Here is a 22,870-nt window from a genome sequence, read left to right on the forward strand (position 1 = left end):
AAACGGACGCTCGCCGACTACGCCGAAGCCCTGCCCGCCGGCAGGACCAGATGAGCGCGCAGCCCGACCACGCACCCATCCCGCCGTACGCCCCCGCCCCGGGAGCTCCGGCCGAACTCCTCGCGCAGCTGCGCGCCGACCGGCGCGCAGCGCAGTGGGTGCCGGCCTTCGAACGGGAGTGGACGGCCGCGCTGGAAGAGTCGCGCCGGACGTTCTCCCTCGCCGGGCTCTACGAGGTCGTCCAGGACTGGCAGGGCCGCCTCGCCCACGCCCCGGCGATCGACGCCTTCGTCGCCTCCGGCTACGACGACAGCGAGTTCATCGACATGACGGAGCTGCGGAGAAGGCGCCGGTGACCGGACAGCCGTACGCGGTCCGCTTCTCGCCGCCGGCCGCGAAGGTCCTCGGCACCCTGCCCGAGCACGTCGAAGACACCGTGTGGGACGTTCTGGACGCCGCCGCGGCCGACCCGTGGGGCTTTGGCCAGTGGAACACCGAGGACCTCGAGGGCGAGGACGTGCGCTACGCGTCCGTCGGCCAACTGTCCCTCACCTACTGGGTGGACAGACCCCTGTGCCGCTTGACCGTCCTGAACATCGCCTGGCTGGGATAGTCACCCGGCGAAGCGCTCAGGCGTTGCCCCACGCCTCGAAGAATCGCTTGCGGTCGTCCGCTGTCTCATGCAGCCGGCGCCTGGCGAGCAGAACATGCCAGGCAGTGGTCTCGGCATCACGCAGCCACAACCGCCCGAGGTAGCGGCCGCCTGCTAAGAGCGTGTCATGGGACAGTGCGTCGCCGATCACCTTGGCCACGGCATCACGCTGCTGGTCGTCGACCTCTGCCAGGAAGCTGAGCACACGGTCGGCAACGCCCACTTCGTTCCCCCTGACCAGGCGTTCGAAAAACGGACCGCCCATGTTGCCGGGGTCGATGTACAGCGCGCCAGTGCCTCCCGCAGCCTCCATCGCGACCCAGAACTCATCGCCTTCGGGCGTGCCCGGCAGGGGAAGTACGGCGAAGAGATCGGCCAAATGACCGTTGGCTGCCTGGTTGTACGAGACGTCGCAGGCTGCCGCAGAAGCAATCTTCGCGACCTGCCCAGTGTTCAGCCCCGCGCCCTGTGGCCAGTCCAGTGGAGTGTTGAGCCGCTGGACGAGGTGCTGGGCCAGCTCACCATCGTCGTCAAGGAATCCGCGAACGATCACAAGTACCCCCAGGTAAATGCCAGTTGGCGTGCAAAGGCGGCTCTTGCCTGTCAGTCTGCCGAACTGGGCAGTGATCCGCTGGGGTGCTCGGACAACGTCCGGAAATTACTCGTTCCGACGCCAGACGTGGTGACAACGCCTCGCCTCCGGCAACGCAGCTTCCGGAGGCGAGGCGTTTCCAGCGTCGCAAGGGTCAGTGGGTGCAGTGGGTGCAGGACGGGGTGCCGGCGAATGCACGGTCCGCCGCGGCGACATCGCGGCCGGTGAGGTGCGCGGCCGCGTCCAGCGAGGCAGACAGCGGGCGGGGGATGGCAGTGCTGTGCCGGTAGGGCCTGTCCGCGGTGATGTACCGGTCGACCGACGCGGCATGCCGTCCGGGATTCTTCCGGTAGATATCGTCCGCTCGGCTGGCACGGCGCCACCGTGCTTCGCTGCCGCCTCACTTCTCCTCAGCCTCCGCCGCGCTCATGCGGACTGCTTCCCCGATGACGTCCCAACCGGTCCCCCGGACCCGCTCAGTGATCACCGCCGCTGTCACGAGCGTGGACTGCACCGAGTCCGTCAGGTACATCGCTTTGCGCACGTAGTCACCGGCCTGCGTCAGATCCTCAGCCACCATCTGCGCGAAGTCCTCGTAGCCTTCCACACGCCGCTGGGCTGCGCTCACCATCGCGATTCTGGCGATGTCGGAGTCGGTGAAGCTGTCCACCGGGAACTCTGCCGGGTTCACCTGGACGGTGACCGTCTCGCTGCTCATGGCGAGGATCGTAGAGGTGCTCCGCCACTTCACAGTCCTTCGTCACCTGTAAGGCTCACAGTCCATCTCCCCAGGTAGACGCGTCGAACTGTGAGGCTATGAGGTTGTGAGATACAGCGTGACCACGCGTATCCACCCCCGTTTCCACGCCCGTATCCGGCGAAAGCCAAGGGTCCGGAATCACACGATCCGGTGAACCCCTGGGCTGCGGATACCGCTGGCTACTCCCTGCGGGTGACATGTTGTCAGTGCCGATACCTAGCGTCCGACTTGTGAGAACTCCATCGCGCCCTGGCGGCGCCCGTTGCCCAAGGCGGACCTCATGAGCCTGACCTCCGGAATTCACTGTCGGCGCACCCCGCTGCGCCGATTCCTGGACCGTGAACTGTCGGCCGGCGCCCACCCGTTGCGGAAAAGCTTCCGCGCCCGGGACCAGAGCGACCAGATCCTGCTGCCGGGCCCCGGCGTCGGCACCGAGGCCGGGAACGTCGGCACGGCGATCGACTACAGGCTGCGCCTGGCGTTCACCACTGCCGAGCCCGTCGACCCCGTCGCGCGCGCCGGCATCCTGCTTGCCGGCGCCACCGTCGACTCGTACGACGATGACGAGGACGACTCGTACGACTCCGACGCGCGCCAGCGGATGGGGGAAGTGGGCGAGGAACTCGCCGCGCGCCTCGAGGAAACGGTCCTTGCCCTGCAGCTCGACAACCGCGAGCTGCCCATGGACCGGGCCCACGACGAAGAGGAGGACCTGGCCCGGATGCTGATCGCCGCCTCCTGGTACCAGGTCAAGTACCGCAGCCCGATCGGGTTCACCTACACCCCGCTGGCCATCACCGCACGGGAGGACCCCGGCGCCTTCACCTTGGACCGGCTCCTGGAGCTCCCGCACCGCGACATGGTGACCGACATCGTCGCCCAGCTCTACAAGGCCGCCGACGGCCCCCTGAACGCCCTGCGTGCCCGCAGCCGGCCCAGGGACTGCACACCCGGCCCGACGTTCCCCAACGCCCGGATCAGCGCGGACGCCGACCTCGCCGTCGACGGACTGCTGCTCGACTTCAAGAGCACCCGGCACCCCCGCACACTCCGCCAGGCGGAAGCGTGGCAGCTGCTCGGCTACCTGCTGCTCGACACCGCCGACCAGTACCGGATCGACACCGTCGGCCTGTACCTCTCGCGCTCCGGCACGCTCGCCAGCTGGCCGGTGGAGGAATACCTGGAACTGCTCGGGGCCTGCCGCCGCAACCTCACCGCCTTCCGCGGCGCGTTCACCGAACTGCTCGAAGGCTGCACGGCAGACGCTCAACCGAACGAGCAGGAGGAAGAAGACCGAGTCGGGCGGCTGCTGCGCCGCCTGGCCTCCGTCGCCGCCCCTGGCCACTGCCTGGTGTGCACGCAACCGTGCCCCGGCACTACTGACCTTTTCGGGTTGCCTTCGGGTGGTGACGTTGGGTGATCCCTGCGGTATGCCGGTGTTATGCGGTACGCGGATGGTGGGGGCCTGACTGCTGAGCGCCGGGCCGTGCGTGAAGGGATCCGGCTGGAGGCCGGGCAGAGGTTCGCACGAGGTGACAGGACTTCGGGCATCGCCAAGGACCTTCGGGTGAGCGAGCGTTCGGTGGAGCAATGGTGTCAATCCCCTCGCAGTGTGGAGACGATCTATCCGGCCAGTCCCTCGGCGAGGGTGGCTCGGTACTCGCGTTCGTAGTCGATCGGGCTCTTGAACCCGCATACGCTGTGTAGCCGCCTGGTGTTGTAGAAGTCGGTGATCCAGGTGGCGATCCTGATCCGGGCCTCGGTGCGGGTGGCGAAGGTGTGCCGGTGGACGTACTCGACCTTGAGCACACTGTTGAACGCCTCGCTCACGGCGTTGTCGAAACAAGATCCGACTCTGCCCATGGACTGGGTCACGCCCAGTCGCCGGCAGGCCCGGCGAAAGCGCCGCGAGCAGTACTCGCTGCCCCTGTCCGTGTGCATGATCACGCCGCGGACGTTGCCGCTCCGGGTGGCCGCGGCCATGTTGAGTGAGGCCACCACCAGCTCGGCGTCGTGACGGACGCCCATCGCGTAGCCGAGCAGCCGCCGGGAGAACAGATCGATGACGGTGGCGAGGTAGAGCTTGCCTTCGCCGGTGTCGATCTCGGTCATGTCGCCCGCCCAGACAAGGTCCGGTTCCTCGGCAGTGAAGTCCCGGCGCACGAAGTCCGGGGCCGCCGCCCGCTTCCCGGGCCGGGTCAGGCCCCGGCGCCTTCGGGTCTTCCGTCCGGCCAGGCCGAGTTCGGCCATGAGCTTGGCGACGGTGTTCACCGACACCCGCCAGCCCCGGCGGATCAGCTCGATGAACACCTTAGGCGAGCCGTAGGTGCCGCCCGAGCCGCGGAAGATCTCCTCGATCTCCTCCGCCAGACGCTGCCGGCGCATCTCCCGCGCCGTGGGCGGGCGGTCGCGCCACTTGTAGAACCACGACTCCGACACCCCAAGTGCCCGACATGCGGTGCGGTAGGGAATCTTCTGCTCGGCCTTGCAGTTGCTGATCACCCCGACCGCCACGGCCGGGTCCGCGTCAGCTACTTCACCCACAAGGCCACGAATCGCTTGCACACATCACGCTCCATCTCCAGCTCGCGGATGCGCTTGTCCTTCTCCCTGGCCTCGGCCCGCAGCCGGTCCAGCTCCGCGCGCTCACTCTCCCGCAGCCGACCACCGGGCGACGCCTCGGCCACCCGCCGGTCCGACGACGGTGACCCGTTACGCCTCGCCCGCGACACCCAGCTGTGCAGTGTCCCGGAATGGATGCCCAGATCCGCGGCCACCTCCGGGATCGACTTCCCGGTCTCCATCACGATCCGTACCGCCCCCTCGCGGAACTCCGCATCGTAGAGGCGCTTCTTGGATGCCATGACCCCAACTATCCCTCCGGTCACGGTCTCCACAGTAGGAGGGGAACCTCAATGGCGCCGGGCCTGGCGTGAGGGCGGCATGGAGGGTCTGAAGTCGAAGGGACCCGCGAAACTGCCGAAGCTGTCGGACGAACGGTTCGCCCTGCTGGAGAAGGAGCTGGCCAAAGGGCCGGCCGCGCACGGCTGGGAAGACCAGCGGTGGACCCTGGAACGCGTCAGAACGCTGATCGGCCGCCAGTTCAGGGTCAGTTGCTCGATCGCGGGAGTGTGGCGGCTCCTGCACCGCCACGGCTGGTCCTGGCAGAGCCCCGCCCGTCGCGCACTGGAACGCGACGAACACGCGGTCGAGCTCTGGAAGAAGGACGTGTGGCCGCAGGTGGAAGGACCGCGGCGGCGCTCGATGCCTGGATCGTCTTCGAGGACGAGGCCGGGTTCGCGATGACGCCGCCACGAGCCCGCACGTGGGGCCGACGCGGGCAGACTCCCGTAGTGAGAGTGCGGGGACGGTCCCGGCGACGGATCTCGATCGCCGCGATGTGCTGCTACCGGACCGGGGAAAGGTCCCGGCTGATCTACCGGCCCCGCTTCCACCTGCTACTCAAAGGCGCACGCAAGAGTTTCGCATGGCAGGACTACCGAGACCTCCTGGTCCGCGCGCACCTGCAACTCGGCGCCCCGATCGTTGTCGTCTGGGACAACTTGAACACCCATCGTGCCGCCGGAATGAGGAAATACGCGGCCGACCACGAATGGCTCACCATCATCCAACTACCCTCCTACAGCCCGGACTTGAATTCTGTGGAGGGCATCTGGTCTCTGCTGCGGCGCGGGCCGATGGCCAACACCGCGTTCACCGACCCCGACCACCTCACCCGCACCCTCCGCCGAGGACTCGCCCACATCCAGCGCCATCCCGAACTCATCGACGGCTGCCTCACCGAAACCGGACTGACCCTCGCTTCAGACCACCCGAAGCCAATCCGAAAAGGTCAGTAACCGCCGGCCCCGGGATTTCTGCTCCACCTGGTGCCGCGGCCGCGCCCAGACTCTGCGCAACAAGGGCCTACTGCCCGGCGGGCCGGCCCTACTGCTCCCACGCCCCCGCAAGGAGCGCCTGGACCTCCCCGACGACGCGGAGGTTGTGAGCCTCACAGCCCGTTTGCCCAGGTAGGCGCGGCGTAGCGTCCGGACGCCTGTACATCGTGGACATCGTCTGGCTCGGCTGACCCACCCTCGAACGAACATCGGCCCGCCCCGGCATACGAACTGCCGGGACGGGCCGATGCACGTGCTATCCGCGCCCGACCATCGTGGTCAGCGGCGGATGTGGACGGTCACGCTGACGATCGTTCCACCCGCGAAGACCGTGGCGCCGAACCACGCCACAGCCGTGATGGGGGCCGTGTGTCCGCTGGCGGCCAGCAAACAGATGGCGACCATCGCCAAGAGCGCGACGATGGCAGGGGTCACCTGGCTGACCTGGGCAAGACGGGACACCGATCTGGCTGCGGTACTGTTCCGCGATGTAGCTGCAGGATTCATCTCTCGTGATTTCTCTCGGGCGGATGTGATCCCAACGCGACACCGGGGAGTCCTCGGTCGTACCCTCCGCCGTCCAAAGCTCGGGTGCGGCCTTCGGGGCTCCCCTTTTGCGTGCTGGGACCACGATGGTCGGCGGAGAGGACGTGCTGGCTGAAGCCGCCACTCCCTGCGAAAAGGTCCACGAGGCCGAACTACGCTGGCAGTTACGCCTGACACTTGGTCGACGCCACGGACGCTTCGCAGCGAATCCTGCCCCTACTTCTGGCGGGAAAGCCAATCCGGCACCCCTGGGAGTCACACGAACACCCTTGGGAGTCACCCGCCGGTAGCGAAAGCCCACATTGGGGAACGCACCGTCACCGACATCCGAGACGCGTCGACTACCGCTGAATCCTGACCGGTGTCGCTCAGTTGACCCGGAGGACCTCATTGCGTAGTGCGCGCAGCAGGGTCAGGGCGTCCTGGTTGTCGGCGTCGGTGAACGCGTGGATGGCCAGGAGGATGGATCGGGCGATCAGCTTCGCGGTGGCGGGGTCGTCGCCGGCGTGAGCGGCCTGATTGTGCAGGGCGTCGGTCAGGACGAAGACGATGCGGGCCATCGGATCACTGTTGATCTCCCCGACCAGTCGGCCCGTTTCGTCGTAATCCATGGTGGCGTCGATACCGAAGCCGGCGATCAGGATGCGGTGGAGGGTGTGCTGCCCGTAGGCGGCCAGCAGCACCGGCAACGGCCGCTCGCCATCACCGCCCGCCAGGACCGTCAGGGCATCGTCGTTGTTTCCGACGACGGCCTCCAGCGCGGCCAGTGCCCGCAGGTGCTCATCGTCCGTCAGCTCGATGTCCATGGCACCGCAGGGTAGGGCAACGCTCCGAGGACACGGCGGCGTTCGCCGCGAAACCACCCACCAGGGTCTGGCCACCGGTTGCCATACGGGCGGCACCGCGTATCCGCGCGCAGTAGTCACCAAGCGCCACGGGGGCGTTCGGCACCGAGCTGGACCTCACGCAGGCACTCGCGGCACTCCGGCAGGCCGTCCAACGGCGCGGCCCTCTTCCTGCGCCCAGCTGAAGCCGCACAGCGACCTGGTCCGGCGCCTGGACCCCTCCGCCACAGCATGGGAGTCATAGCCCGGGACCTTCCACGTCACAGGCGTCCCGCCGTCGTAGGGGGCACCGTTCGGCCAGACGTAGGCGGCTTCGGTGGTGGTGCAGCGCATCCGCAGATCAGGACCGCTCCACCGTTTGCCCTGTCGGACCTCGGCAGCGGCATCAACAGCGTCGGCCAGGCGCTCGAAGGACAGGTCGAAGTCGTCCATGTGCCTCCACCGGCCTGGCTCCTGCGCGCGCATCAGCGTGCGGAACATCAGCAGCAGCCGCGCCAGGTCGTGCTGGCCGACCCGGACCGTGTTCGTCTCCGGGTCGTAGCCGTACGGGTTCTCGGTGTCGGTCTTCTTGGGCATCGCCTTCTCCTCATCCACGCGCTGGCGGGCTGAGTGTGCCGGGCACGCGGACGGCTCCGTGTCCAGAACCAACGTGTCTCCGTGAACCAGCGAGGCCTACTCGTGCTGCGAGAAGGAGCTGTTCCCCTTGCCATCGGCGCGGGTGTTGGCGTTGTTGTTCTCGGTGCTCTGCATGTCGCTGTTGATGGCTGTGTTCAGCGCCGCGATGTCGCTGAGGATATGGGCGTTGTTGAGGGTGCCGTCCTCGACTCCGGCGTGTGCGGGTACTGCGGTGAGGATGGCCATGCCGACAGCGAGAACGGCAGTGGTGAGGATGCTTCGCTTCTTCATGATCTGATCAACGGCCAGCACAGCCGAAGGTCACTAGCGCCGACGCGTCACCATCGCCGCGCAGCCGACAGAGAGAACGGTGTCACGCTGTGAGGTCTATGAGGTTCACAGGGCGTTTCCCCAGGTAGACGCGGTGAATTGTGAGGTTGTGAGGCGAAGCTCACGCCCGTGCTTCCGCACGCCCTGGTCTCGCCCGTCGGCGCGGAGGACGATGGAGTCGTGGGCGAGCACAACAAGGACCAGGAGCACGTTGCCGAACCGGCGCGGCCGCCGCTCACCGCGGCCCGCGCCCGGGAGATGACGGCGGGGCTGCTCGAGGCGATGGACGACGTCCGGCGCTCCGTGGCGGTGCTCGCCGCCCGGGTCCGCGACGCGCACACCGCCCGGGTGTGGCTCCCCCTCGGTCACCCGAGCTGGGAGGCGTACTGCGACGCGGAGTTCGGCATCAGCCGCGCTCAGGCGTACCGGCTGCTCGACATCGCCCGCTCCCTCGCCGCGATCCACAGCGCCGTCGCCACCGGCACCGAGACGTCTCGCACGCGAGACACCGACCCGGCCGCGGCCGCACTCGACTACGGCCTGTCCCAACGCGCCCTGATCGCAGTCTCCGGCCGTACCCACGACGTCGCGGAGCTTGATCACCCGACGCCTCGCCACGCTCGCCCACAGCGGCCTCCAGGTCCTCGATGAGCCGACCGTGCGCGCCGTGGTCCGCCAGGCCGTCCGCGACGTCCGCACCGCCCCGCCGCCCGCCGATCCGCCCGCGATCCGCCGACGGATCCCGCGCTCGCCGCGCTGCGCGCCGTCATCGACGACCTCGCCGCCAGCACGCACGCGATCGGCGAGCTGATGCTCGAAGTCGCCCCGGCCTACCTCTCTGACACCGACGCGGCCGACGTCCTGGCGCCACTGTGCGCGCAGACCGGCGCGGCCCTCGAGGACGGACTCGCCGCCCGCCGATACGCGATGTCCGGTGACCGCCGCGCCCTGCACGACACTGTCTTGTAGGCCACCGCTCCCGGCTGCTCCTGTGTGACACACAGCCCGTTTCCTCTGGTGGCCGGGGTGCGGTGTGAGGGTGTGGGGTGTGAGGCGAGGGCCTGCGGCGGCAGGGTGCCGCTGCTCCTGGTCGTGATGCTCGCCGGTGATGGGCAGGGGGTGTCATCGGTGGGTTCCGGTGGATGGTGGCCGTCGTCGCGGTGGTGCGGCGCGTGGTCCTGGTGATGGTCGTCGGGTGGCAGGAGAGCGATGTCGCGAGTGCTGCGCAGTATTTGCATGGGCTCGCGTAGCACAAGGCTCTGCGCGAGTGGCAGGTCGGCCCCGACGGGCAACTGCTGTTCACCGCTCGGACCGTCCGCGCCCGCCAGCGCCCTGTCGTTCCGCGGCCGCCAGCACGGTCGGGAGCACGTTCCTGCGGCTACTGGAGGGGAACGATGTATCACTCGGCTCGCACGAGAGCGGCGCCGCACCGAGGGCGCGGCGCCGCAAGATTGAGAACTCAGCCCTTCTCCGACGACGCCGACCGCTTTGCCTGCCGAAGGTGCTCTCGCAGCAGTGTGCGCAGTTGGGGCAGTGGAACACGAGCGCCCAGGGCGTTGAGGAACTCCGGGATGTTCCACGTGATCAGGGCGCCCTGGCGGGAGAGGTAGAGGCCCACCTGGTTGATGCCGTACGCGTTGTCGTAGTCGAGCAGCAGGTATCCGGCGAGCTGCTGTACCGCAGAACGGTTGATCGTGTGGGGGCGCGTGGTTGCCTTGCAGTCGATCAGCAGCCCACCGACGATGAAGTCCGCATCAGCCCCGCCCAAGTCAGCGCTGCCGGCGAACACCGGTCCGCACACCCGCTGCCCGTCCGGCAACTGCGTGAACGCTGCGAAAGGCCGCTCGGCCAGCTCCATCTGCTCGGCGATGTCCTCCAACACGTAGGCCGGCACCGCCGCGGTCAGATGGGCCAAGGTGGTGTGCGCGTCGGCGAGGGCGAGCATGTTCCGGCGCCGGGAGAAGACGCCATTGCGGTAGACGGCCTCATAGAACCCCGCCAGGTGACACAGCCGGGTCAGCTCCTCCTCATCCAGTCGGGGCGCGCCCTCCAGGTGATTCTGGAGACGGGCAAGCAGCTGAGTGCCAGCCGTGTGCAGGGTCTTGCGCACCTCAGGGGCAGGAGCCCCCTCGATCGGGATCCGGCTGCCGAGAAGCCGAACGCCCGTCGTGACCGCGGCTCCGGGGCCGTGCCCCAGACGGAGCCGGAGGCGGTAGTCGATGGTGTGCCCGAGAGCTGCGTAGTCGGGGCGCCGCTCGTCCATCGGCTGCACCGCGGGCGCAAATCCCCGAGACTGCTGCAGGTACGAACCGACCACCTGCTCCGTACGCGGCAGATGCCGGTTCAGGAACACGGACATTGGTGAGCGCGGGTACTGAAGCTGCCCTGTCAACGGCAGCGCTGCCAGCGGCACACCCTCTGGCGTACTCGTGAGCGAGGCGCGTGAGACATTCCGGATCTGGGCTTCGGCCCACTGAATCCCCGTCGTGTCCAGTACCTCGCGAGCCCGCGTCACCGCCACGTAGATCAAGCGCGCCTCCGCCGGCTGCACCCCACGTGGCCCGGGCCCGTCAGCTGGCGGTGTGAAACCGTCCCCGATCCGCACCCGCCCCCATTCGCGGCCCTTGGCCTTGTGGACGGTGGACACCACTACCCGCGCCTGGGCCTCGTCGACCATGCCTCTGACCGCCGCGATGATCTGCTGCGGCCCGTAGGCGTCGACCAGTTCCACGATCGCTTTCAACTCCGCCGCAGCGGAGTCCTGCTCGGCGTACTCCTGCACCTCACCCCAGGAGGAGAACAGGAACAGTTCATGGTGCGATGTCCGCCGCCCCACCTGCAGATCGATCGCAGCCTCAGCAATCTTCAGCAGCGGTTGACCGCCACCGACCAGCGCGACAGGCACGCCCTGCTCGAGGAAGCACAGCACTTCAGCGAGCGCGTCGGCGTTCCCCCGGCACAACACCGCATCGGGGACCTCCACCCGCCCCAGACCAGAAGCCCTACCGGCGTGCCCGGTCAGCTGCATCGTTGATGCCGCCGCCCGCAGCCACCGATTCGCCACCTGCGCAATCGCCGGCCCGAACCTGAACGACTGCGTCAACTCAAGCTGCTGTCCCGGAAAACTGCTCATGATGTCCTTGGCATGCCGCCACTCATAAATCTGCTGCGCCGGGTCCCCGACGCACACCCGTTGCGCGTCCTGGGCCAGGAAAATTTCCTCCAAGACCGGGTTGGTGTCCTGCGCCTCGTCCAGCAGCACGAAGTCGGCCGACAGTCTCGGTCGTGTCAGCGCCCACATTTTCAGGTAGTGGTCGTGCTGGAACGGCAGCTTGCCTTCGGGTGAGCAGATGTCCTCCCACGCCCACTGCGCCCTCTTCAGGAGCACTTGCGCCAGATACTGCGCACCCTGATCATCCAGCCCGTTCACCGGCCCCAGGTGCCGGGCCGCCACCTGTTCGTCCGTGCTGTAGCAGAAGCGGCGGACCATCTCCATCACGAGCCGCGCCTGCGTCGTCGCCCTCAGCCGTCTCTTGCCCACGGCCAGGTCGCGATCCAACCCCAGCAACTGCGCCGTACGCTTCAACGGCATGTGGCGCGAGGCATCGAGCCGGTCCTGGAACTGGCGACCCACCGCCCGGTGCGCCAATGAGTGCGACGTACGGCACGCCACATTTCCCCCGAAACGAGCCTTAGCCTCGTCGGCAATCGGCTTGTTGAAGGCCACGTACAGGCCCCGGCCGCGTGCTGCCGAGCCCATCATCACCAGCGTCGAAGTCTTCCCTGTACCGGCACCGGCCACCAACGCCAAGTCCTGGCCTGCGGTAAACACCTCCCGGGCCGCTTCCTGCTCAGCCGTCGCTCGCAAAGCCACACCACACGTCCCTTCCACCCGCAGCACGGGTCACCTCAGTCCGGCCCTGTTTCGGCCGAGCCTGACGAGCATGGCGGAGGCCACTGACACCCTGTCACCCAATCCCATACGCCCATACGAATCTTCGAATAGACGGCCGATCGGCCACTCCTGAAGGCCGCGGGTCAGAAGTTCGGTCTGCCAGCGCCTTCCACGGTGGTTGTGGCCGGATTTCGTCACTGGTGGGTCACAGATCGGAGTGAGGGAAAACTGCTGGCTCCACTGTTCTGTCTGGTTGAACGGGGGCGGCGAGGAGCCGTGCTCCGGACATCTGGGACTCGGGGGGACAGCATGCGTTACGTGAACGGAATGCGCGGTTCGGCGGTGGCGGTCGTCGTGGTCTCGGCGGCGCTGGCGGTGGCGGGATGTCAGCCCGGTGGGGGCGGTGCGGACACCGGAGGCGGCGGCGTCACGCCGTCCGGGGCTGTCAGCTCAGCGGCCTCCTCCTCGACGCCCTCCGTCTCCATGCCCGCGTCCTCCGCGCCCCCGTCGTCCGCACCCGCTCCGGGCGGTTCGGCGCCGACCTGTTCGGCGGGCAGTCTGAAGGCGACCGCCCGTCAGGCCGCCGTGCGGCCGGCCGGTACGGGGACCGGGGCGGCCGTCGTCGAGTTCACCAACGTGTCCGGACGGACGTGCGTCCTCAAGGGGCACCCCACGGTGGCCGGCGCCGGGAACGGCTCTCCCGAGATGAACGTGCCGCTCACTGTCAAGCCGACCGGAGCCGCGGCGCCGGTGAAGGTGGCCCCCGGCGGCAAGGCGTGGGTAAAGCTGACGTTCGTGCAGGTGCAGGGAGAGGCCGACGGATACTGCGTGTCCGGTTCGGCGCCCGTGGTGTACCCCACGATGGTCGTCCGGCTGCCGGGGTCCGGGGCGCACCAGGTGGCCCTGAATGACGGGCAGTTCGCCGAGTGCGACGACACCGTGACCGTCACCGCCGTATCGGCGGTCAGGCCTTCTTGACCGATTCCAGCAGCACCAGCGCGCGCATGTCTAGCTCAGCACGTGATCCCCAAGAGGCGGCGAAGCAGACGCCTTCCCATGTGACCGGCGCGATTACACCGGTCACAGCGGTTGTTGACCTCCACACTGCCAGGAAAAGCAACGTCGCGAACTGCGCCGCAGCGAGCGCAAACGAGATGGCCGCCGATAGCCGCGGGCCCAGACAACTGAGCGTTGCTGCCTGAACCTGCCGTTCGCTGTCACTCTCGTTCCAGCGTGATCCTCTCGACGGGATCCATCGCGGCCCTGCTCGAGCTGACGTTAGCCTGGGTACTGCTGGCCAGACCTACGGGACACGTTTTTGTCGGCGCCGAGCAGAACGAACTGACAGCGCTGGCGGCACCGAGCAGGCATATCTGGTTGTCAGACTCACACAGGGCAGCACAGCCCGGGGCCGGCCCCGGGAGCGACCAAAGCGACCAGCGGCTCGAGTTCCCTCACAACAGCTCAATACCGAAGGGTGTTGCCGAATGCAGAGTCGCTTCAGTCGCTTGCGTCGCTCCCGGGCCACGAAGCACAGCGACTGAACGAGCAGCTACTCAGCAGACCAATGGTCGCTGAGTAGCTGGAGTACGTTAGTGCAGGTCAACGGCATGTTGGAGTGTGTACAGCGACCGAAGCGACCCAAAGGCGGGGTATATGAAGCCGTTGGGGTGTGTGCGTGTGTGTCATATATAGGAGGCTTCAGTCGCTTCAGTCGCTGTTCTGGATTTCGCATGACCTCTGAACTGGGGTTTTCTCAGAGTGGGCTGGGTAGCTACCGAACCACTGTCAGTCGCTGCCTTGTCTGGTCAGTCGCTGCGCGACGGTGCCGGTCGCATCATCAACATCCCATTCGGGTTCTTTCGCATGTGCTCCACGCCCCCACAGGCCACATTCGCTACGCTGTGTCCGTCGTTGAGTCGCTTCGGTCGCTGATAGGGGGTGGTTATGCCTGCTGAGCTGCGCTTTTCCGGCAGCGACTCACCGCAGACTCCCCCCGAGTCGGCTGTCTCCCTGGCCACCGCCAGCTGGTGCGCGCGCCGCGGCTGGCCAGTGCACCCCCTCGCCGCCAGTCGCAAGACGCCAGCCGCAAACTGCACCGAATGTCGCTCGACACCTCATGCGCCCGCCAGGTGCCCGTGTCTCCCCGCAGGACGTTGGTGCCACGGCTTTCACGCCGCCACCCTCGACCAGCGCCGTATCGCCGAATGGTGGGGCCACCACCCGGAGTTCGGTGTGGGTGTCGCCTGTGGTCCGGCCAGCCTCGTCGTCATCGACATCGACGCTCACCCTACCCAGCCGCCGTCCCGGGACCGGGTTCTGCCGGGCATCCCGATCGGCGACCACGTCGACCTCACCGGCCTGGCCAACGGATTCCACACGCTGGCCGTCCTGGCCGCGCTCCGCGGCCAGCGCAGCCCCGCAGAGGATGACGCCACGCTGCGCGTACGCACCCCCTCAGGGGGTCTGCACGTCTGGTACCGGGCCGCGGACAACCGACGCTGGCGCTGCTCCGCAGGCTCCAGCCAAGGCGCGGCCCTGGCCTGGCAGGTTGATGTCCGGGCCCACGGCGGCTACATCGTCGCCCCGGGCACCACCACCCGCGACGGCACCTACACCCCGCTCGACGACGTCCGCGAACCCGCCGCACTGCCGTCCTGGCTGGCCCAGGAACTCGAACGCACCGGGCATCTGCCCGCACGGAGCATTCCCGCCCCCCGGTCGGTCCCGCCCCGCGCGCAGCAGGCCATCCTGGCCGCAGGCGGAGGCCGCGAACGCACCGAGCGGATGCTCGCCTCCGTCCTTGCCCCGGTCGAGGAGTGCGGCCAAGTCGCTGAAGGCGCCGGGTTCTCCGACACCCTCAACCGCGCCGCCTACACCCTGGGAGGCCTCGTCGCCGCCGGCCGGCTCACCGAGGAAGAAGCCGAACGCGCCCTCACCGAAGCCGCGGCCGCCGCCCGCCCGGGCCAGGAGCGGCGCGTTGCTCAGATCATCCGCAGCGGCATGACCGCCGGCCGCCAACACCCCCTCCACCTGCGAAGGGGCCCCCGATGAGCGCACCCGACCACGAGACAGCAGCCCTCTTCGAGTTCGACGCCGAAGCCGTCGCCGCACAAATCCGCCAGCAGGCCCACCCCGCCCCGGCCGTCACCGTTGTACTGCCCGCCCAGACGGACGTCTCCCGCGCCGCGGCTGGTGAAGCAACCTCTGCAGGCTTGTTGCCCGACACTCTGACCGATCGCGGTAACGCCAAGCTGTTCGTGAAGCTGTACGCCAACGACTACCGGCACGTCCCCGGGATGGGCTGGTACCGGTGGGACACCACCCGCTGGCAGATCGACGAGGACGACACGGTCCTGTGGGCGGCCGGCGACCTCGCCGAAGCCATCGCAGGCCACGACCCGCGCGGCCTGTTCACCACCCAGTCGCTGCACGCACACCGACGCCGCGCACTGTCCACCACGGGCATGAACGCCATGCTCACGCAGGCCAAGTCCGCTCCCGGGATGGTTCTCAACGCCGCCCTGCTGGACGCCGACCCCTACGCGCTGTGCACCCCCGACGGGATCGTCGACCTGCGCACCGGCCTGGTGAAGACCCCGGACCCGAACAAGGACTTCCACTCCCGCTCCACCACCGTCGGCCCCCAGCCCATGCCCACCCCCCGCTGGGAACGCTTCCTGACCGACACCTTCGGAGCCGACCTCGAAGACCAGCAGATGATCGGCTACCTGCAGCTTCTGCTCGGCTACTCCGTCACCGGCGATGTAGGCGGCCAGGTCCTGCCCTTCCTGTTCGGCTCCGGCAAGAACGGCAAGTCCGTCCTCCTCGACGTCCTGATGAAACTTTTGGGCGACTACGCGGACGCGGCCCCGCCAGGCTTCCTGATGGCCCGCCCCTTCGAAGGCCACCCCACCGACCTGGCCGAACTCCACGGTCGGCGCGTCATCGTCTGCTCCGAGGTCAAGCCAGGAGACAAGTTCGACGAGGGCCGCGTCAAACTGCTCACCGGCGGCGACCGCATCAAGGCCCGCCGCATGCGCCAGGACTTCTTCGGCTTCAACCCCACCCACAAACTCTGGCTGCTGGGCAACCACCGGCCCGAAGTCGGCACCGGCGGCTTCGCGTTCTGGCGCCGCATGCGGCTGATCCCCTTCGAACGCGTCGTCCCCGACCACCGCAAGATCGACAACCTGGCCGACCTCCTCGTCACCGAGGAAGGCCCCGGCATCCTCGCCTGGCTCGTCGACGGCGCCCGCCGCTACCTCGCCGGCGACCGCGACCTCACTGGACCCGAACGCGTCCGCATCGCCACCAGCGCCTACGCCGAGACCGAGGACCACACCGGCCGCTTCTACGAAGAGTGCTGCACCCTCGGCACCGACCTGCGCGCCGAGCAGACCACCCTCTACGCCGCCTACCGGGCCTGGTGCCACACTGAAGGGGCACCAGCCATGTCCTCGCGCGCGTTCGCCGCCCGCACCCGGGAACTCGTCGGGCTGGCCTCGCCGAAGGAAATGATCCTGTCCAACCAGCGCAAGCACTACCCCGGCATCGGACTGCTCACCGACCAGGAGAGGGACCACACATGAGCTCCCTGATCACCGAGGACGAGATCAGCCACGAAGCCGACATCGTGTGGCTGGAGGACATCGCAACCCTCGACTACGTACGCCAGAGCCTGGACCGGCTGCCTACCCGCAAAGGCCGGCCCGCCTACCACCGCGACGGACGCATGATCGGCTACGCCCTCCTCGGGCCCACCGCCAAAGCCTCCCGCGCCTCCGGCACCTTCCGCCGCCGTGTCTTTTGGCTCTTGCCCCACGACCGCGACAGCCAGCCCACCGGCCTCTACGCTAAGAGCGCCCCCGCCGAAGGCGTCGACCCCCGCACCCTCGAACCCCGCGTCAAGGGTTACAAGACCGAACGCTCAGAAGGCGGCCCGCCCTCAACGGCAATGCAGGAGTTGGGGATAACGCTCCCGCTGTAAGCCCTCGCGCACCTCAACGACCTCCTCCAGAACGGCGGCTGAACGACGGGCCTTGGGAGCTCTGAGGGATGGCGGCTGCGGCGCCGGGGGAGCGGGGCCCCCATGACAGGGGGTTCACGGACGCTGACGCGCTCAGCGCGAGTGCGACAACCAGAGGAGGCCGCACACCACGTGGATCCCGCGGTCGGGGCACCTCACCAAGCCGTCGTCGCAGGCGTCACAAGCGGTAATCCTGGCCCCTGGCCGCAAGTATCCGCCGACCGGCAAAGCCGTTTTAGTACGAGCCGATCTCGGCGACGTCTGCTGCCAGGAGCAGCTGGGAGACTTGGCGCCGGTCGCGCGTTGTCACGGTGACCCGATAGAGGCCCGGAGCGGGCAGGGTCGCGGTGGCGGTGAGGTGGCGGCCGGTCAGACGCAGCCGGGGAATGACAGGCGTAGCTGCGGTTGATCCGTCTGCTGCCGTGATGTGGCAGGTCATGCCTGCTGGTGAATGGACTCCGGTGACGACGAGGTCCCATGGTTGTCCGGGGCTGACGAGGTCTGGGATGTCCAGACCGCATCCGGGGCCACCCATGGGTGGGCCGAGGTGGATGTCGTCGCGTAGGAGTTCTTGGACGGCGCGCAGGGCGAAGCGGTCCGTGGCGACGGCACCGTGCTGCAGCGGGAGGGTCCTTACAGCTGACCCGAGGGCTGCGGACTCTTTGTGGACTGTGCCGTCACCTTGAACGTCGAACAGTTTCAGGTTGTTGTCGGAGTCCCGGATGAAGGTGTGGTCGCTGTTGCGGCGCACGGTGTGACAGTGCGTCTGCAGGATCCCGTCGTGCAGGGTCAGGCTTTGCGCAGTGGTCTGGCCGGTGCCTGCGACCGCGCGGTGGCCGGGTAGCACGATGGCGGCTCGTTTGGTGGCGAAGTCGGCCGCGAGGTGGGCGAGTTCGCGGTGTCCGTCGAGGTGCTCCACGTCCGAGGAGGTCAGGCGGCGTGCGTCGTTGTCGTTGAGGACGCATACATATTGCGGCGGCAGGTCGTGCAGGCCGGGCATGGTCGAGCACAGTTCTTTGAGCTGTTTGTGGGGGAGTGGGACGGGTGTTCCGCGCCCGGTGTTCAGGATGGCGGCGGCTTTCACCGCGCCGTGGAAGGGGGTGCCCAGCGTGATCACGGCGCGGGTGTCGCCGGCCAATTCGCTGTCGTGCTGCGGGTCGAGCGCTGCTTGCGTGACCAGTCCGCCCATGGAGTGTGCGACGAATACGTGCCGCCCTGGATGAGCGTCGACCCTGGCGGGGCGGGCCTCGGCGTGTTCTCGACGCCCGCCTGGCCGCCGAACAACTCGCCGCCACCGACCCGCTGTTCAAGGCCTGGTACCCGCTGACCGCACGCGAGCTCGGCTTCAGTCAGGCGGAGCTCGAATTCAACCCGGCCGCGGGCACCTTCACGGCGCGGCTGCTGGTGGCCGGGCCCGAAGCAGCCGGGCGCCGTCACGGCACGTTCTTCGGGTGCTGGACGGTGGCGCGTGGCTTCGCCCTGACCGCGGTCGCGGCTGCCGGGGGTGGGATGAACGCCGGTCCTGCCCGCCCGACCCCCGGGCGGTCAGGACGCGCCGGTGCCGGCTCAGGGCGGGTTCGCCGCCCTGAGCGTGGTACTTCACGCCGTCCCGTGCACCGCCTGGGCGAGGGCACGCAGACCCTCGTCCAGCTCGTCGAGAGTGACGGTGAGCGGAGGCAGCAGCTTGACGACCTCGCTGTCCGGGCCCGAGGTCTCGACCAGCAGGCCGAGTTCGAAGGCTCGTCGGGCTACGCGCACCGCCCGGCTCGTATCCCGGAACTCCAGACCCCACACCAGGCCCCTGCCCCGGTACCCATTCATCTCCTCCGGTCGTTCGGCGCGGATCGTGGCGAGTGCCCGCTCGACCCGTTCGCCGCGCAGGAGGGTCTGCTTCTCCAACTGGTCGTCGATCCAGTAGGTGTGGAGTGCGGCGGTGGCGGTGACGAAGGCAGCGTTGTTGCCACGGAACGTGCCGTTGTGCTCGCCAGGTTCCCAGATGTCGAGTTCGGGTTTGAACAGGCACAGAGCCATGGGCAGTCCGTAGCCGCTGATGGACTTCGAGACGGTGACGATGTCGGGGACGATGCCCGCCTCCTCGAAGGAGAAGAAGGCGCCGGTCCGGCCACAGCCCATCTGGATGTCGTCCACGATCAGGAGCATGTCGTGCCGCCGGCACAACTCGGCGAGTTCGCGCAGCCACTCGGCACCGGCCACGTTGATACCGCCTTCACCCTGCACGGTCTCGACGATCACGGCCGCCGGCCGGTCGAGGCCGGAGCCCTTGTCCTCCAGGAGTCTCTCGAACCATCCGAAGGCGAGCATCCCGTCGAGGTAGCCGTCGTAGGGCATGGGAGTGTGGTGCACCAGCGGGACACCCGCGCCCGCCCGTTTGAAGGTGTTGCCGGTCACCGCGAGCGAGCCGAGGGTCATGCCGTGGAAGGCGTTGGTGAAGGACACGACGGTCTCGCGGGCCTTGACCTTGCGGGCCAGCTTGAGCGCCGCCTCGACCGCGTTGGTACCGGTCGGGCCCGGGAACATCACCTTGTACGGGAGGTCGCGGGGGCGCAGGATTACCTCCTGGAAAGTCTCCAGGAAAGCGCGTTTGGCCACGGTGGACATGTCCAGGGAGTGGATGACGCCATCGCGCTGGACGTAGTCGAGCAATGCGCCTTTCAGGGCGGGGTTGTTGTGGCCGTAGTTGAGTGCCCCAGCCCCGGTGAAAAAGTCGAGGTAGGCGACGCCTTGCTCGTCATACAGATACGAGCCCCCGGCAGAGTCGAACACGGTCGGCCAGCCGCGGCAGTAGCTGCGGACCTCCGACTCCAGGGTCTCGAAGATGTTCGGATCAGGCTGATCGATCCCGTGATGACGGTCCATTGCACATCCTTGGGGCGCAGAGGAGTTGAGCCGGGCTCGACGGGCTTCTGTGGGCAGGCCGGGCGGTGGCCGGGCCTGGCCGGCGTGCCGTTTCAGCCCGCGGTCCTGGGACCGGGTCGAGCGCGGTCCTTCACACCGCGGCCGCGAGATAGCGCAGCAACGCCAGGTTCGGGCGGACGACGGTCCGGCCCGGTGCCCGGCTCCTGGCGGCCAGGATCTCCCGCAGGAGAGCCTCCCTCTGGTGCAGTGCTCCCGGACGGCCGACGAGGATCCGCCGCCAGGTGCGTGGGGCCTCGTACGGTCCCCTGGTCCCGGAACGGTATGCCGCCCGGCAGTTGAGGATGACGCTGCCGCCCTCCCCAGGGGACAGCCGGGAGAGGTCGACGCGGACAGAGGTCTCGGGGAAGACCACCGTCACGGTGTTCCGGTCGCACACGACCTGGAGGGCCTGGGCCAGTCGCAAGTCCCCGATGATCAGGACGAATCGGAGTGCGAGGCCCTGCCGGTTCAGGGCGGTCCACTCCTGGTTCTGCTGCGTCGGGCGGGCTTGACGGCGTGAAATGCCTATGTCGGTCATGGTCAGCTCTCTCCTGACTTCGGTCCGCCGGGCGTTGTTCCGCAGTGGGCAGATGTCTCCTGGAGCGGGCCGGCCATATCCGTCTTGTCACCGGGACGCCCTGGCGGGTCCGGCGCCCGCGATGAGGGCGGTGCGACCGCTCGCGCACACCCTGGGCTCTCCGATCGGCTTGTCCGGCCCGTCCTGGCCGGAAGGCGGCGCCCTCCGGCCAGGACAACTCGCTGCCGGAGGCCGGGATCAGCTCCCGGTCCCGGCGGACCGCGTCACGTCTCCAGGCAGAACTCGTCGATCGGGTAGCCGACGTGCCGGTCCTGCTCGGGCAGATAGCCGAGCACCTTGTCACCGGGCTTGAGCTCGGTGCTGTTGAGGACCGTCCCGCCGGGGCCGAGGACCCGGACGTGCCAGTCGTCCTGCAGGATCAGATTGACCGTGCGGCCGTCGGAGGAGACCGCGTCGACGGACAGCAGGGGGCGGGACTCGATCTTGACCCGGCCTACTGTGACCAGTCGGGTCCTGCCGTGAATGTCCACCGCGGTGACCTTGCTGCCCGACTTCAACTCGCTGAGATAGCTGGTGCGTTGGTCACTTGCGAGAGTGTACGAATGGATGGCCCCGGCGTTGACCCGGAAAGGGCGGGTCGGCATGTACGGCAGCGGGTGTGTCTCGCTGACGCAGAGGATCATGCCCTTGGAGTGCGAGCCGACCAGGATTCCTTCGTCCTTGCGGAAGTACGCGGTGGTGTCCACGCAGGCTCGCTCGCCCATGCCCACGTGGGCGGTGGCCGTGACTTCCAGTTCGACGAGGGTCAGATCGGGGATGCCCGTTTCGGCGGTCTGTTTGAGCGCCGTGGTTTCACCGACACGCGACGGGGCCAACAGCACGCCGTCGGAGCCGAGTTCGAGGACCCCGAAGATGATCTCCGCTTCCTCCACGTCCTGCGCGACGGTGATCAGGCTGCCTTTCGCCCCTGAGGCCGCGGCGATCACGATCTCCAGGGGGATTTTCGTGGGATCCCGGAACAGCAGCAGGCTCCACTGGTCGGTCCGGCCGGACCGGCAGGCGTCCTCCAGCGTTGTCGCGTCCACGATCTCCACGAACCGGCCGAACTCGATGTCCGGGTACCGGGCCGACAGTTCGGCTGGGTCGCCGTGCTTGGCCGGGTCGACCACAACCACGTCGGCGGTGCCGAAGTCTTCGGGCAGTGGCTGCCCCTGGGGGAAAAGGATCTTCTTCACCGTCGGCGGAAGAGGGGCCAGGTCCACCGGGTCGGCGGCGACAATGCCGTCCACCCTGGCGTGAATCGCTTCCTGGACGATGGCCTCCTTGGCGGAGCCGACGTTGCGGATGTCGATCCAGCTGAGCTTCACTTCACACCTGCCATGAGTGAGGAGGAGAGGGGAACGGGTGTCAGGCTCGGGCCGTGCACGATGTCCACGAGCTCCCGGACCAGCCGTTCGGGAGACGGTGAGGTGAACACCCGCCGACCGATCGCGACGCCCCGGCAACCGGCGGCCAGTGCCGTACGGGCGAAGTCGGGAAGGCTCTCACGGCTGTCGGAACCGCCGGCGACGAGGACCGGCACGGGGGAAGCGGCGACCGCGTCGGCCATACCGTCCACGGGCCGGGCGAAGACCGTCTTCACCAGATCGGCGCCGAGCTCGGCCGCCACGGTGATCACATGGGCCACCTGCTCGGGGGTCGCAGGACCGGTCAGCCTGGGGCCCCTCGGGTAGACCATGGCGAGCAGGGGCATGCCCCACCGGTCGCAGGCGGCGGCGACCATGGCCAGGTCTGCGAGCTGGACCGACTCGGTGTCGGATCCGATGTTCACATGGACACTGACGCCATCTGCTCCCAGCCGCAGGGCTTCTTCCACTCCCCCGACCAGGACCTTGGCGTCGTTGTCCGGGCCGTGCACCGTGCTGGCACTGAGGTGGATGATGAGCGAACAGGTGGCGAACAACTGGGGGTCGAGCGATCTGGCCCTGCCCTTGTGCACGATGATGCCGTCCGCTCCGCCGCCGACGATGTCGCGGACCAGATGACGAAAGCCGGCGGCTGCGGCAATGGGGCCGTCCGATAGCGAGTGGTCCAAAGGCACCAGCACGAGTCGCCCGTCACCGCAACCGGACAATCTGGCAAAACGTAAAGATTTTCCTGTCAATGTGGCGTTCGCCATCCTTGCTCCTTCGGGTCGGAGGTTCAGCGGAGGCGGAGGTTATTCGGGATGCGTCGGCGGAAGCCTCGCAAAGC

The 22,870-nt window shown here is 68.1% G+C and carries 22 protein-coding genes and 3 pseudogenes; 11 read left to right on the forward strand and 14 right to left on the reverse strand.

Translation table 11 applies throughout. From position 1 onward, the window contains the following. Positions 1–50 precede the first annotated feature (50 nt). Both ACW4TU_RS45550 and ACW4TU_RS45555 read left to right on the forward strand, forming a co-directional pair. Positions 51–356, forward strand: coding sequence for a DUF6247 family protein (locus ACW4TU_RS45550; RefSeq protein WP_457430973.1), 306 nt, complete (start codon positions 51–53; stop codon positions 354–356). Next, entirely contained in the window at positions 353–613 is a 261-nt protein-coding gene (locus ACW4TU_RS45555) for a hypothetical protein (protein WP_457430974.1), read from the forward strand. Before ACW4TU_RS45550 ends, ACW4TU_RS45555 begins: the two co-directional genes overlap by 4 nt. A 16-nt stretch (positions 614–629) precedes the next feature. Here ACW4TU_RS45555 and ACW4TU_RS45560 read toward each other — a convergent pair whose 3' ends face one another. Beyond that, positions 630–1,205 (reverse strand): hypothetical protein, encoded by a 576-nt coding sequence (locus tag ACW4TU_RS45560; RefSeq protein ID WP_457430976.1) that lies wholly within the window; start codon positions 1,203–1,205, stop codon positions 630–632. A 439-nt stretch (positions 1,206–1,644) separates the two neighbouring features. Continuing rightward, positions 1,645–1,962 (reverse strand): hypothetical protein, encoded by a 318-nt coding sequence (locus ACW4TU_RS45565; RefSeq protein ID WP_457430978.1) that lies wholly within the window; start codon positions 1,960–1,962, stop codon positions 1,645–1,647. A 322-nt stretch (positions 1,963–2,284) separates the two neighbouring features. On the opposite strand from ACW4TU_RS45565, the gene ACW4TU_RS45570 reads away from it, so the two are divergent. Next, on the forward strand, positions 2,285–3,424 hold the full coding sequence (locus ACW4TU_RS45570) for a hypothetical protein (RefSeq protein WP_457430979.1): 1,140 nt from the start codon (positions 2,285–2,287) through the stop codon (positions 3,422–3,424). 21 nt (positions 3,425–3,445) lie between these two features. Next, positions 3,446–3,613 (forward strand): annotated as a pseudogene (locus ACW4TU_RS45575) (helix-turn-helix domain-containing protein); the annotation flags it as partial. Between the two features lie 14 nt (positions 3,614–3,627). On the opposite strand, the gene ACW4TU_RS45580 reads toward ACW4TU_RS45575, so the two are convergent. Beyond that, positions 3,628–4,548 carry an IS3 family transposase gene (locus ACW4TU_RS45580; RefSeq protein ID WP_457430981.1) on the reverse strand — a complete coding sequence of 307 codons (921 nt, stop codon included), beginning with the start codon at positions 4,546–4,548 and terminating at the stop codon, positions 3,628–3,630. Then, a complete protein-coding gene (locus tag ACW4TU_RS45585; RefSeq protein ID WP_457430983.1) occupies positions 4,536–4,868 on the reverse strand; it encodes a transposase in 333 nt (110 codons plus the stop codon). The genes ACW4TU_RS45580 and ACW4TU_RS45585 overlap by 13 nt, the downstream gene beginning before the upstream one ends. A gap of 49 nt (positions 4,869–4,917) precedes the next feature. Between ACW4TU_RS45585 and ACW4TU_RS45590 the strand changes: the two are divergent. Next, positions 4,918–5,864, forward strand: a pseudogene (locus tag ACW4TU_RS45590) (IS630 family transposase); the annotation flags it as partial. Positions 5,865–6,182: 318 nt separating this feature from the next. On the opposite strand, the gene ACW4TU_RS45595 reads toward ACW4TU_RS45590, so the two are convergent. From ACW4TU_RS45595 to ACW4TU_RS45610, 4 genes are all read right to left on the reverse strand, one after another. Further along, positions 6,183–6,365 carry a hypothetical protein gene (locus tag ACW4TU_RS45595; protein WP_457430985.1) on the reverse strand — a complete coding sequence of 61 codons (183 nt, stop codon included), beginning with the start codon at positions 6,363–6,365 and terminating at the stop codon, positions 6,183–6,185. Positions 6,366–6,817: 452 nt separating this feature from the next. Beyond that, positions 6,818–7,255, reverse strand: coding sequence for a hypothetical protein (locus ACW4TU_RS45600; protein WP_457430986.1), 438 nt, complete (start codon positions 7,253–7,255; stop codon positions 6,818–6,820). A 156-nt stretch (positions 7,256–7,411) separates the two neighbouring features. Continuing rightward, the gene (locus ACW4TU_RS45605; RefSeq protein WP_457430987.1) at positions 7,412–7,870 is read right to left on the reverse strand and encodes a hypothetical protein; all 459 of its coding nucleotides are present in this window, start codon (positions 7,868–7,870) and stop codon (positions 7,412–7,414) included. A gap of 96 nt (positions 7,871–7,966) precedes the next feature. Next, positions 7,967–8,200, reverse strand: coding sequence for a hypothetical protein (locus ACW4TU_RS45610; RefSeq protein ID WP_457430989.1), 234 nt, complete (start codon positions 8,198–8,200; stop codon positions 7,967–7,969). 168 nt (positions 8,201–8,368) lie between these two features. Between ACW4TU_RS45610 and ACW4TU_RS45615 the strand changes: the two genes are divergently transcribed. Together ACW4TU_RS45615 and ACW4TU_RS45620 are read left to right on the forward strand one after the other, a co-directional pair. Then, positions 8,369–8,890, forward strand: coding sequence for a hypothetical protein (locus ACW4TU_RS45615; protein WP_457430991.1), 522 nt, complete (start codon positions 8,369–8,371; stop codon positions 8,888–8,890). 159 nt (positions 8,891–9,049) lie between these two features. Then, positions 9,050–9,208: a hypothetical protein gene (locus ACW4TU_RS45620; protein ID WP_457430993.1), complete on the forward strand. Its 159-nt coding sequence runs from the start codon at positions 9,050–9,052 to the stop codon at positions 9,206–9,208. Positions 9,209–9,698: 490 nt separating this feature from the next. On the opposite strand, the gene ACW4TU_RS45625 is transcribed toward ACW4TU_RS45620, so the two are convergent. Further along, positions 9,699–12,113, reverse strand: a complete 2,415-nt coding sequence (locus ACW4TU_RS45625) for a UvrD-helicase domain-containing protein (RefSeq protein ID WP_457430995.1) — start codon at positions 12,111–12,113, stop codon at positions 9,699–9,701. A 330-nt stretch (positions 12,114–12,443) separates the two neighbouring features. On the opposite strand from ACW4TU_RS45625, the gene ACW4TU_RS45630 reads away from it, so the two are divergent. The 4 genes from ACW4TU_RS45630 (at position 12,444) to ACW4TU_RS45645 (ending at position 17,124) form a co-directional block, all read left to right on the forward strand. Further along, positions 12,444–13,112 carry a DUF4232 domain-containing protein gene (locus ACW4TU_RS45630; RefSeq protein ID WP_457430996.1) on the forward strand — a complete coding sequence of 223 codons (669 nt, stop codon included), beginning with the start codon at positions 12,444–12,446 and terminating at the stop codon, positions 13,110–13,112. A 969-nt stretch (positions 13,113–14,081) separates the two neighbouring features. Then, the gene (locus ACW4TU_RS45635; protein ID WP_457430998.1) at positions 14,082–15,188 is read left to right on the forward strand and encodes a bifunctional DNA primase/polymerase; all 1,107 of its coding nucleotides are present in this window, start codon (positions 14,082–14,084) and stop codon (positions 15,186–15,188) included. Next, positions 15,185–16,726, forward strand: coding sequence for a DNA primase family protein (locus tag ACW4TU_RS45640; RefSeq protein WP_457430999.1), 1,542 nt, complete (start codon positions 15,185–15,187; stop codon positions 16,724–16,726). Before ACW4TU_RS45635 ends, ACW4TU_RS45640 begins: the two co-directional genes overlap by 4 nt. Further along, positions 16,723–17,124 (forward strand): DUF6009 family protein, encoded by a 402-nt coding sequence (locus tag ACW4TU_RS45645; protein WP_457431001.1) that lies wholly within the window; start codon positions 16,723–16,725, stop codon positions 17,122–17,124. The genes ACW4TU_RS45640 and ACW4TU_RS45645 overlap by 4 nt, the downstream gene beginning before the upstream one ends. A 274-nt stretch (positions 17,125–17,398) precedes the next feature. On the opposite strand, the pseudogene ACW4TU_RS45650 reads toward ACW4TU_RS45645, so the two are convergent. From ACW4TU_RS45650 to ACW4TU_RS45670, 5 genes and pseudogenes are all read right to left on the reverse strand, one after another. Next, positions 17,399–18,370: pseudogene (locus ACW4TU_RS45650) on the reverse strand (lipase/acyltransferase domain-containing protein); the annotation flags it as partial. A 392-nt stretch (positions 18,371–18,762) separates the two neighbouring features. Beyond that, complete coding sequence (ectB, locus tag ACW4TU_RS45655; RefSeq protein ID WP_457431002.1) at positions 18,763–20,040, reverse strand: diaminobutyrate--2-oxoglutarate transaminase; 1,278 nt, start codon at positions 20,038–20,040, stop codon at positions 18,763–18,765. Between the two features lie 130 nt (positions 20,041–20,170). Then, positions 20,171–20,617, reverse strand: coding sequence for a hypothetical protein (locus ACW4TU_RS45660; RefSeq protein WP_457431004.1), 447 nt, complete (start codon positions 20,615–20,617; stop codon positions 20,171–20,173). Between the two features lie 263 nt (positions 20,618–20,880). After that, complete coding sequence (locus tag ACW4TU_RS45665) at positions 20,881–21,984, reverse strand: 3-dehydroquinate synthase II family protein (protein ID WP_457431006.1); 1,104 nt, start codon at positions 21,982–21,984, stop codon at positions 20,881–20,883. After that, complete coding sequence (locus tag ACW4TU_RS45670; protein WP_457431008.1) at positions 21,981–22,796, reverse strand: 2-amino-3,7-dideoxy-D-threo-hept-6-ulosonate synthase; 816 nt, start codon at positions 22,794–22,796, stop codon at positions 21,981–21,983. Before ACW4TU_RS45670 ends, ACW4TU_RS45665 begins: the two co-directional genes overlap by 4 nt. Positions 22,797–22,870: the final 74 nt, after the last annotated feature.

It is taken from the genome of Streptomyces kryoterrae (assembly GCF_054072135.1).